The organism is Arthrobacter sp. Y3223164 (genome assembly GCF_059091005.1).
On sequence record NZ_JBNHGF010000092.1, the window covers coordinates 1 to 8683 of the forward strand.

Sequence of the window (8683 nt, forward strand, 5' to 3'; positions counted from 1 at the left end):
GGCGCCGGCCTGCTGGCCGGTGTGGCCGCCGGCTTCGTCGGCTCGGCCATCGCCGGTCCCCTGCTGGAAGGATTCTCCGGCATCGGGGAAGGACTGGCCGGCGCCGCGGAAGGATTCGGCGACACCGTCGCCTCCGCCGGTGAGGGCTTTGCGGACAATGCAGGCTTCGGCGGTTTCTTTGGCGACGGCGCCGAGGGGCTCGGCGACTGGGAGATCTAGCGGATCAGGCACCCGCCTGGGGAGCGTCGCCGTCGTCATCCGTTTCCGGGGCCGGCGGCGCGATCAGCAAGGCGGTGCCCGCGTAAGGTCCGAGGTGGAGATAGAAGCTGTGCAGGTCGTCCACCGTGCCGATGGTTTCGCCGCTGAACGCGTCGGTCACTTCGGAGCCCAGCTCCAGGGCTTCGGAGCGGACGGTACCGGCGATTTCCTGCCCGGAGAAGTTCAGGACCGTGACCTCTTGCCCGCCCGAGACCAGTTGGTGGACCATCACCAGCATGCCGCGATGGGAGACGTCGGGAACATCTATCAGGGCGCTCTTGGCGATGCCGTGCTCTTCCCGGACTGCCAGGATGCGGGCCAACTGCCGGGCGAACGACGCTTCGTCCTCGAGCTGCTCGGGCAGCGTGCCGTACAGGGCCTTGCCCATGGGCATGCCGGAGGTTGACGTCTCGGCTGTCGGGTCGAAACCCATCAGGTCATGGGCGCTGCGGTTGATCCAGCGCGTGTCGCCCCGGGACATCAGCCGGGCCACCCGGCTGCGCTCCAGCGGCAACATCCCGCACAGGTCCCAGCCGGAGAGCGCGAAGACCCCCGGCTGCAGCGCGTTGTACATGGCCAGCAGCAGGTGCACGCGGCAGATTTCGGCCGACTGCTCTTCGGTGATCGAATCCAGGTCGGTGATGCCCAGCACCGCGGTGATCACGCTGGCCGTGGTACAGGCGATTCCGTTGGCGGTGAAGACCAGGTTGTAGGGGGCGGCTTCGCCGGTGATCCCGTCCCGCAGGGTCTGCTGCACCTTGTGGGCCAGTTCCGCGCCGGTGAGCTCCTCGCCGTCGAGCTCATAGACGTCGTCCTTGTGCTTGGTGGTGAAGTGCACCAGTTCGTAGGTGAGCTCGTCGTGGTTCTGCAGCGCGTGCACCAGCGACGCCTGGTCTACGCCGATGTCCATGGCCAGGCGCAGCGTCAGCCGGAGAAACTCGGTGTCCGCGGTGACCAGGGCGTGGTGGTACGCCGGGCGCGTCACGAAGTCGTAGGACAGGTCCGGGCCGGTTTCGGAGGTGGCCTTGATGTCGTCGATGCTGAGGTTCAGCTCCTGGAAGGTGAAGCCGCCGACCTTGCGGACCATGCTGCCGATGATCTGGTTGGCCGCCGCTGAGAGCGGATGCCCCTCGGACCAGCCCGGCGTTTCCTCGGCGCTCTTCTCCACGCCCAGGAAGCCGTTGGCGTCCAGCCGGAGCGCCCCGGTCCCCAGGTCCACCAGCGAATGCAGGGCATCGCCCATCACCAGGCGCATGCCGGAGAAGGTGGGGTCCAGCCAGTTGATGGACGGCTGGCCGGCCTTGAAGTAGTGCAGATAGACCCAGCGGTGGGCCTTGCCCTCGGTGTCCAGGACCGGCGGGGTGGCGCTCCAGTTGGTTTCCTTGACGCCGGGTTCGTAGAAAATGACCCGCTGGAGTTCGCCGATGATGTAGCCGGCCTGCTGGAGCCGGCGCTCGGTCGCGACGTCGATATTGACCGAGTCCTCGCCCTCGGGGACATCCGGCAGCAGGTCCCAGTCGGACTCCGGGATGTCGATCATGTGGTAGATGCCCGGATAGTCGCGGAAGTTCATCTCCGCCAGCCGGAAGTCTGCTCCCTTGCCGGTGTGGCCGGGCACAATATCGTCCACGATCGTGCCGCCGTGTTCGGCGGCCACCCCGCACATGCTCCGGAACTCGTCCTCGGTGCCGAACAGCGGGTCGATCGCCATGCTGATGCGGTCGAAGTGCCCGTCCACGCTGGGGGTATGGTTCCAGCCGGTCAGGCCGCCGGCCAGCTTCACCGGCCCGATGTGGATGGCCTTGATGCCGATCTGTTGGAAGGCCTCCCAGAGCGCGGCATCGCCCAGCGCCGCCAAGAACGTCTGTCCGGGCCTGGTGATCAGCGACAGCGGGTAGGCCGTGAACCAGACCGAGGCCCGCTCCACCGCCGCCCGCGGATTCGGGTACGCGAACGGGTTCTGCCACATGCTGGCCTGCCCGGAGAGCTGGCGCCCCAAAACCTTCGCGTCGCCCAGCATGGACTGGTTGCGCAGCCACTCCACATAGACCTTGTTGCGCGCGTCCGGCTCGAACGGCGGTTGGCCGGGGACGAACTGGCGGCGGCGGGCCGTGGGGCGCAGCGAGCGGGGACGGGCCGGGTAGAACTGCTCGTCAAAGCTGATGTCCGGCGCCTGGGGTTCGGCGAGGGGCTCGACGGCGGTGTTCCCGCCGTCTGCCGCGGCGGCATCCCCGTCTGCCCTGGCAGCACCCCCGTCCGCCCTCGCGGCAGCACCGCCGTCGTCATGGTTGGTGCGGTCAAGGACGGGCTCGTGCCGCAGAACCGAATCCTTCATGGCGTCATCTCCTTTGTGCTCGACGGCTGGAATTCTCCAGACGGGCTCTACCCCCAACATTGCCAGACGGCCGGGGCCACCACTACCCCGGGCCACCGGTCAGCCGGGCGGTTTCAGCAGGAAGTGGACCGCTGCCGGGTACGAGGACCGCGGAACCGTTCCGGTCGTGCTCGTTGTAGGAGCCGACTTCGTACCGGTCGGCTAGCAGCGCGCTTCGGCCGCTTGCTCCACCTTGGCCAGCAGGCGCGCGAGCTGGTCGCGTTCCGTCCGAGTCAATCCGGCGAGCAGGGCGCGTTCGGTGTTCACATGGTCGGGCAGAGCCTTGTTGACGAGGTCCCGCCCTGCGGGCGTGAGGGTAACCTGCTTGCCCCTGCCGTCCGTGATGTCTTTGGTTCTTGTGACCAGCCGCCGCTCTTCCAGTCGGTTTAAGCGCTGGGCGATGGCGGCGGAGGTCACCATCGCGGCCTGGGTCAGCTCCCGTGGACTGAGCGTGTAAGGCTTCCCCGAGCGCAGCAGTGTCGCCAAGACGTCAAAACTGGCCGAATCGAGATCGTGGCGGGCGAACGTTGCCGCCAGCACGGCGTCCACCTTCCGCGACGCGCGAGTGATCCGTCCAATCACTGCCATAGGCGAAACGTCCAGGTCGGGCCGTTCCGCAGCCCACTGCGCCAAAATTTTCGCTACCGGGTCTTCCACGCATCCAGCATAGACGATTCGCTAAGAGCTTAGCTATATTGGCTAAGTGCTTAGCAATCGATGGCTCCTCCTGGCAGCCACTGCCTTCGCCCCGTTGACCTGGGGAACGACCTACGCGGTCACCACCGAACTGCTGCCTGCAGACAAGCCGCTCCTAGCAGCGGCACTGCGGGCGCTACCTGCAGGGCTCCTCCTGCTGTTGATTGTCCGGCGGCTCCCGCAGGGCCCTTGGTGGTGGAAGGCCCCACTGCTCGGCGCACTGAACATCGGCGTTTTCTTCGCCCTGCTGTTTATTGCCGCCCATCGGCTGCCCGGCGGAGTGGCGGCGACCATTGGCGCCGTGCAGCCTTTGCTGGTGGCTGTCCTGGCCTCGCGTTGGATCGGCGAGCGGCTGACCGGCCCCAAGGTCATTGCAGCGGCCGTCGGCTTGTTTGGCGTCGCGCTGATAGTGCTGCAATCACACGCCGGACTCGACGCGGTGGGGGTCGCGGCCGCCTTGGGCGGCACCTTGTCCATGGGCGCCGGCCTGGTGCTGGCTAAGAAGTGGGGGCAGCCGGATACGGCTCTGGCCGTTACGTGCTGGCAGTTGACGGCCGGTGGTTTGCTGCTGGCACCGCTGGCCCTCCTCATGGAGGGCCCGCTGCCGCAGCTGACCGGTTCGAATATCGGTGGCTACATCTACCTGTCGGTGATCGGAACTGCTGTGGCCTACGCGTTGTGGTTCCGCGGGCTGCAGCTGCTGCCGGCGTTTAGCGTGTCGCTACTGGGACTGTTGAGTCCCGTCGTCGCCACCGCCACCGGATGGCTGGTCCTTCATCAGGAACTCGCCCCCGGTCAAACAGCGGGGGCGTTGCTGATTTTGGCAACACTGGTCGCCTCCAATTTCAAGGCGACGGCAAGGGGCGGGCGGGCCTCCGCCGCCGCGGCAGCCATTCGGCGCATGCACTTCCGCTGGTTCTCGTCTGTCAGACCTTCAGCCGACCGCCAGTTGGCGGAATATGGCGAACCCGTCAGCTGGCGCGGGCCTCGCGGTTCTCGTCCACGTATTCCGCCGTCACCAGGATCGGCAGGTGGTCGGACTGGCCGCGCGGCAGGGTTTCCACGCTTTGAATGTCCAGGCCCAGGGACGTGGCGAAGTCGAAGTGGCCACGGAACAGCTTGTAGCGCGTGTAGGTGCGGCGGTTGCTCAGGGTGAGCTCGTAGCCCGTTTCCTTCAGGTGCGCAATCAGGTTTTTCGTGAAGAAGGGGTAGTTGAAGTCCCCCACCATCAGTGTCATCTGCTCGCCGGTGCCGCCCATGCCCAGCAGCGCTTCGTGGCCGGCCTTGATCTGATGCCGGCGCAGGGAGTTGGTGGCCGTCAGCGGCGCGGCGTGAAAGTCGCCGACGACGATTTCGTGTTTGCTCTCGTTGTCCACCATCTTGACCCCGAGCAGCCGCTCGTGGGCGGGTGCAAGCACGTAATCGTGCAGCGACTTCTTGAGTTCGAAGGTGTTGGTATCGAGGGCGGAGAACCGGTTCTCGTCGTAATAGACGGCCAGTCCCAGCCTGTTTCCCTTGGTCGAATTGGCCAACCGCAGGTGTCCCAGCGTGTGCGGAAGTTTCTCCGTGTCCGCTTCCTGCAGGCACATCACGTCGACGTCGTAGCGGTCGGTCAGGTCCTCGAGTTCCGCGCTCGCACTGTGTTTCCGCAGGTTGTAGCTGATAGCTCTCAACAAAGAATCACCCTTCCGTCGCGGTCGCTGTAGTCTGCGCCCATATTACAGAGCCGACCCCGCGGTTACATTCGGCTGCCGCCCGCCAAACCGGCCAAAAGGGCGGATTCGCCCCGCAAGGACGCCAAATACCGGTGGCCGATATCCTTCGACAATTAGGTGCCGGGCGCGGCCATCGGGCGCCGTGTTGCCGGGCATCGGCCCCCGTCCCGTCGGCGTCTTGCCGGCGGCGCTCACGTCCCGCAGAAAGTCCGGTACGCGCCGAAGTCTTCCGGCGCAGCGGCTGCGTAACGCTCCAGACCGGGGCGCTCGTCGTAGGGGCGGGTCACCGCCTCCAGGAGGCGGTCCAACGGGTCCAAGTCTCCGTGCGTGGCGGCGTCGAGGGCCTCCTCGACCAGGTGGTTGCGGGGAATGTAGACGGGGTTGACCCGGTCCAGCAAACCCGCGTCCGGCCGGAGCGGACGCCATCGCCCCAGCCAGTCATCGAACCCAGATGGGTCCGGAAACAGGCGCCGCGCCGCGTCGGTTTCGCCCCGGGCGGCCGCGCCGAGGCTGCGGAAGAACGCCGTGTGGTCTACCTTGCCCGCCTGGAGCAGGGCCAGGAGGTCGTTCACGAGCGGGGAGGCCGCCGCTGCATCGACCCCGTCGCCCAGGCCGATCTTGCTCCTCGCGCCGGCCAGCCAGGCGGCGCTGTACTCGCTCCTGAAGGCGCCCAAGGCTTCCGACGCGAGGGCGGCCGCCTGCTCTTGATCGTCGTGCAGGAGCGGCAGGAGGGCCTCGGCGAGCCGGGCGAGGTTCCACTCGGCGGCAAGCGGCTGGTTGGCGTACGCGTAACGTCCGCCCTCGTCGATGGAACTGTAGACGGAGGCCGAATCGAAGGCGTCCATGAAGGCGCAGGGCCCGTAGTCGATGGTTTCACCGGAGATCGCCATGTTGTCGGTGTTCATGACCCCGTGCACGAATCCCACGAGCATCCACTGCGCCACCAGCGAGGCCTGGGCGCCGATCACGGCGTGGAACAGCGCCAGATACGGGTGCTCGGCCTCGGCGGCCGCCCGGTGGTGGCGGGCAATGGCATGGTCGGCGAGCCGGCGCAGGAGGTCGACGTCGCCCGTGGCCCGGGCGTACTGGAAACTTCCCACACGCAGATGGCTGCCGGCCACCCGCACCAGAACGGCTCCCGGCAACTCGGTGTCACGGTAAACCGGGAGCCCCGTGGCCACGACGGCGAGGGAGCGCGTGGTGGGAATGCCCAGGGCATGCATGGCCTCGCTGACCACGTATTCGCGGAGCATCGGGCCCACCGCGGCCTGGCCGTCACCGCCCCGCGCGAACGGCGTGGGCCCAGAACCCTTGAGGTGGACGTCGCGCAGCCGGCCGCCCGCATCGGTCAGCTCGCCCAGCAGGAGCGCCCGCCCGTCGCCGAGCCGGGGCGAGTACCAGCCGAACTGGTGTCCGGCGTACGCCTGCGCCACCGGAGTGGCACCACCGGGGATCTGGTTGCCCGTCAACAGCTGCAGCCCGTCGGGGCTGCGCAGGGCGGCCGGCTCGATTCCCAACTCGGCGGCCAGCGGCTCGTTGAGAACCAGCAGGCGCGGGTCGGGGACCTCCTGCGCCCGCCAGGGGACGGCCAGCTCCACAAGCTCGCGGGCGAAGCGGCCATCAAACGCGAGGGTTGATTGTGCTGGAGCACTCATCCCCCAAGAATAGCTAGGACACCACGGGTGGCGTCACCCCAGCCGGCAGATACCCGGAACTGCAAAGGAAAGACCACGATGAGCACGCACATCCACAGCATCCTGAACCGGGCCGGAGAAGAGATGGTGTACATCGGACCGGACCACCCTTCCTACGAACTGCTCGCCGGGCTGGTGGCCTCCGTGCACCAAGCCTGGCAGGAAGGCTACGACCAGGGCCGCAGCGGCGGCACGGACGAAAACCCGTACCGCGGCTACTAAAGCGGGCGGCGCCAGCCGGAAAATAGGGCGCACCAACCCCTAGCACTCCCCCCGCGGATAGGCAAAGCTGAAGGCAGGGGAAACTGGCGCCCACCACGCTCTGAGGTTGTCGCCTTCAGCCGGCAGGGGGCGCCGACGCTGAAGAACGTCGCTCCTGCAGTTCCGGCATGGGGCCGGAACGGTCAAAACACAGAGAGGTGTTTCGAGATGACTGACGTAGCAAGCGCTACCGGCGAAACCGGCCAGGTCACTACCGGGCTCTATATCGGCGGCGAAGTCCGGGACTCCGGCGAAAAATACGCGGTAGCGGACCCCGGCAAGCCGGGTTCAGTGGTCGGCTACGCGGCGGCCGCCACCCGGCAGGATGTGGCCGACGCCGTCGCCGCCGCGAAGTCCGCCTTCCCGGCGTGGGCTGCGCTCGGCGCCAAGGAGCGCGCCGCCCACCTCGGCGCGGCCATCGAAGGCATCGCCGATCTCCGTGATGAGGACGCGGCGATCCTGTCGCAGGAAAACGGCAAGATCCGCATGGAGGCCTGGGTGGACGCCCTGGTCTTCGAGATCCGCTTCCAGCTCGCCCTGGCGCTCGCGGACGAGGTGGAGCAGGGCAAGGTCCTCGAACCGGCCCCGGGCATCCCGGTGACCACCTCGGTGGCGTACCAGCCGCTGGGCGTGGTCACGGTGATCGTTCCGTTCAACTGGCCCATCGCCATCCTGGGCGCCTCGTTGCCGCACGCCCTGCTGGCTGGCAACACCGCGATCGTCAAGCCGCCGCCCACCACCCCGCTGGCAATCACCCGGGTAGTGCAGCGCGTGGCAGAAAAGCTGCCGCCGGGGGTGCTGAATATTGTCACCGGCCAGGACAGCGAGATGGGCGGCCTGATCCAGAACGACGACGTGGCGAAGGTCTGCTTCACCGGCAGCGTGGGCGGCGGCAAGAAGATGATGGAGATGGCGTCCAAGAGCCTGACCCGGGTCACCTTGGAGCTCGGCGGCAACGACCCGGCGGTGGTCCTCGAGGACGCCGTCCTGGACGACACGCACCTGGACCGGCTGTATGCCGCGGTCTTCGACACCACCGGGCAGATCTGCATGGCCGCCAAGCGCATCTATGTGCACCGCTCCCGGCTGGAGGAACTGGTCGCCGGGCTGTCCGAGCGGCTGGAGAAGGCCGTCGTCGGTTACGGCCTGGACGAGGGAACCACCATGGGCCCGCTGCACCAGCCTGCGCAGAAGACCTTCGTCGAAGAAATCATCGCCGAGGCGAAGGCCGCCGGGGCCGACGTCCGGGAATTCGGGGAACTGCCGGCGGACCCGGAGCTGCAGGGCGGCAACTTCCTGCGGCCGGCGTTGGTGGTCGACCCGGACCCGCAGCTGCGCGTGGTCACGCAGGAGCAGTTCGGTCCGGTCATCCCGATCCTCCCCTTCGACACCGAGGAGGAAGCACTGGCCCTGGCCAACGACACCTGGGCCGGCCTCTGCGGCTCGGTGTGGACCGCGGACACGGACAAGGCCAACGCCGTCGGCTCGCAGCTGGTCTGCGGCTACGTCTGGGTCAACGACCACGGCGCGACCCGCCTGGACCTCCGTGCGCCGTTCGGCGGCATGAAGCACTCGGGCTTCGGCCGCGAACAGGGCATCGAAGGCGTCCGCGCGTTCCAAGACACCCGCGCCATCGCCCACCTGGACGAGGCGGCGGCCGCCGCAGGCCACTAACCACGACGACG

Annotated in this window: 6 protein-coding genes and 2 pseudogenes; 4 read left to right on the top strand and 4 right to left on the bottom strand. The window is 67.6% G+C overall.

Annotation, left to right across the window (positions count from 1 at the left end):
- Positions 1–219 (top strand): annotated as a pseudogene (locus AC5RUJ_RS07065) (hypothetical protein); the annotation flags it as partial.
- Between the two features lie 4 nt (positions 220–223).
- On the opposite strand, the gene treS reads toward AC5RUJ_RS07065, so the two are convergent.
- Together treS and AC5RUJ_RS07075 are read right to left on the bottom strand one after the other, a co-directional pair.
- On the bottom strand, positions 224–2593 hold the full coding sequence (treS, locus tag AC5RUJ_RS07070) for a maltose alpha-D-glucosyltransferase (RefSeq protein ID WP_494127847.1): 2370 nt from the start codon (positions 2591–2593) through the stop codon (positions 224–226).
- A gap of 201 nt (positions 2594–2794) precedes the next feature.
- Positions 2795–3289: a MarR family winged helix-turn-helix transcriptional regulator gene (locus AC5RUJ_RS07075; protein WP_494002198.1), complete on the bottom strand. Its 495-nt coding sequence runs from the start codon at positions 3287–3289 to the stop codon at positions 2795–2797.
- Between the two features lie 46 nt (positions 3290–3335).
- On the opposite strand from AC5RUJ_RS07075, the pseudogene AC5RUJ_RS07080 reads away from it, so the two are divergent.
- Positions 3336–4151, top strand: a pseudogene (locus AC5RUJ_RS07080) (EamA family transporter); the annotation flags it as partial.
- Between the two features lie 148 nt (positions 4152–4299).
- On the opposite strand, the gene AC5RUJ_RS07085 reads toward AC5RUJ_RS07080, so the two are convergent.
- Positions 4300–5001, bottom strand: a complete 702-nt coding sequence (locus AC5RUJ_RS07085; RefSeq protein WP_494025736.1) for an endonuclease/exonuclease/phosphatase family protein — start codon at positions 4999–5001, stop codon at positions 4300–4302.
- Positions 5002–5234: 233 nt separating this feature from the next.
- Complete coding sequence (locus AC5RUJ_RS07090; protein ID WP_494127846.1) at positions 5235–6698, bottom strand: protein adenylyltransferase SelO; 1464 nt, start codon at positions 6696–6698, stop codon at positions 5235–5237.
- 78 nt (positions 6699–6776) lie between these two features.
- Between AC5RUJ_RS07090 and AC5RUJ_RS07095 the strand changes: the two genes are divergently transcribed.
- On the top strand, positions 6777–6959 hold the full coding sequence (locus AC5RUJ_RS07095; RefSeq protein WP_493977043.1) for a hypothetical protein: 183 nt from the start codon (positions 6777–6779) through the stop codon (positions 6957–6959).
- A gap of 207 nt (positions 6960–7166) precedes the next feature.
- Complete coding sequence (locus AC5RUJ_RS07100) at positions 7167–8672, top strand: aldehyde dehydrogenase family protein (protein WP_494127845.1); 1506 nt, start codon at positions 7167–7169, stop codon at positions 8670–8672.
- Positions 8673–8683 lie beyond the last annotated feature (11 nt).

Coding starts and splice junctions, on each gene's coding strand:
- treS (WP_494127847.1), bottom strand. CDS start 2,593: ATGAAGGATTCGGTTCTGCGGCACGAGCCCGTCCTTGACCGCACCAAC.
- AC5RUJ_RS07090 (WP_494127846.1), bottom strand. CDS start 6,698: ATGAGTGCTCCAGCACAATCAACCCTCGCGTTTGATGGCCGCTTCGCC.
- AC5RUJ_RS07095 (WP_493977043.1), top strand. CDS start 6,777: ATGAGCACGCACATCCACAGCATCCTGAACCGGGCCGGAGAAGAGATG.
- AC5RUJ_RS07100 (WP_494127845.1), top strand. CDS start 7,167: ATGACTGACGTAGCAAGCGCTACCGGCGAAACCGGCCAGGTCACTACC.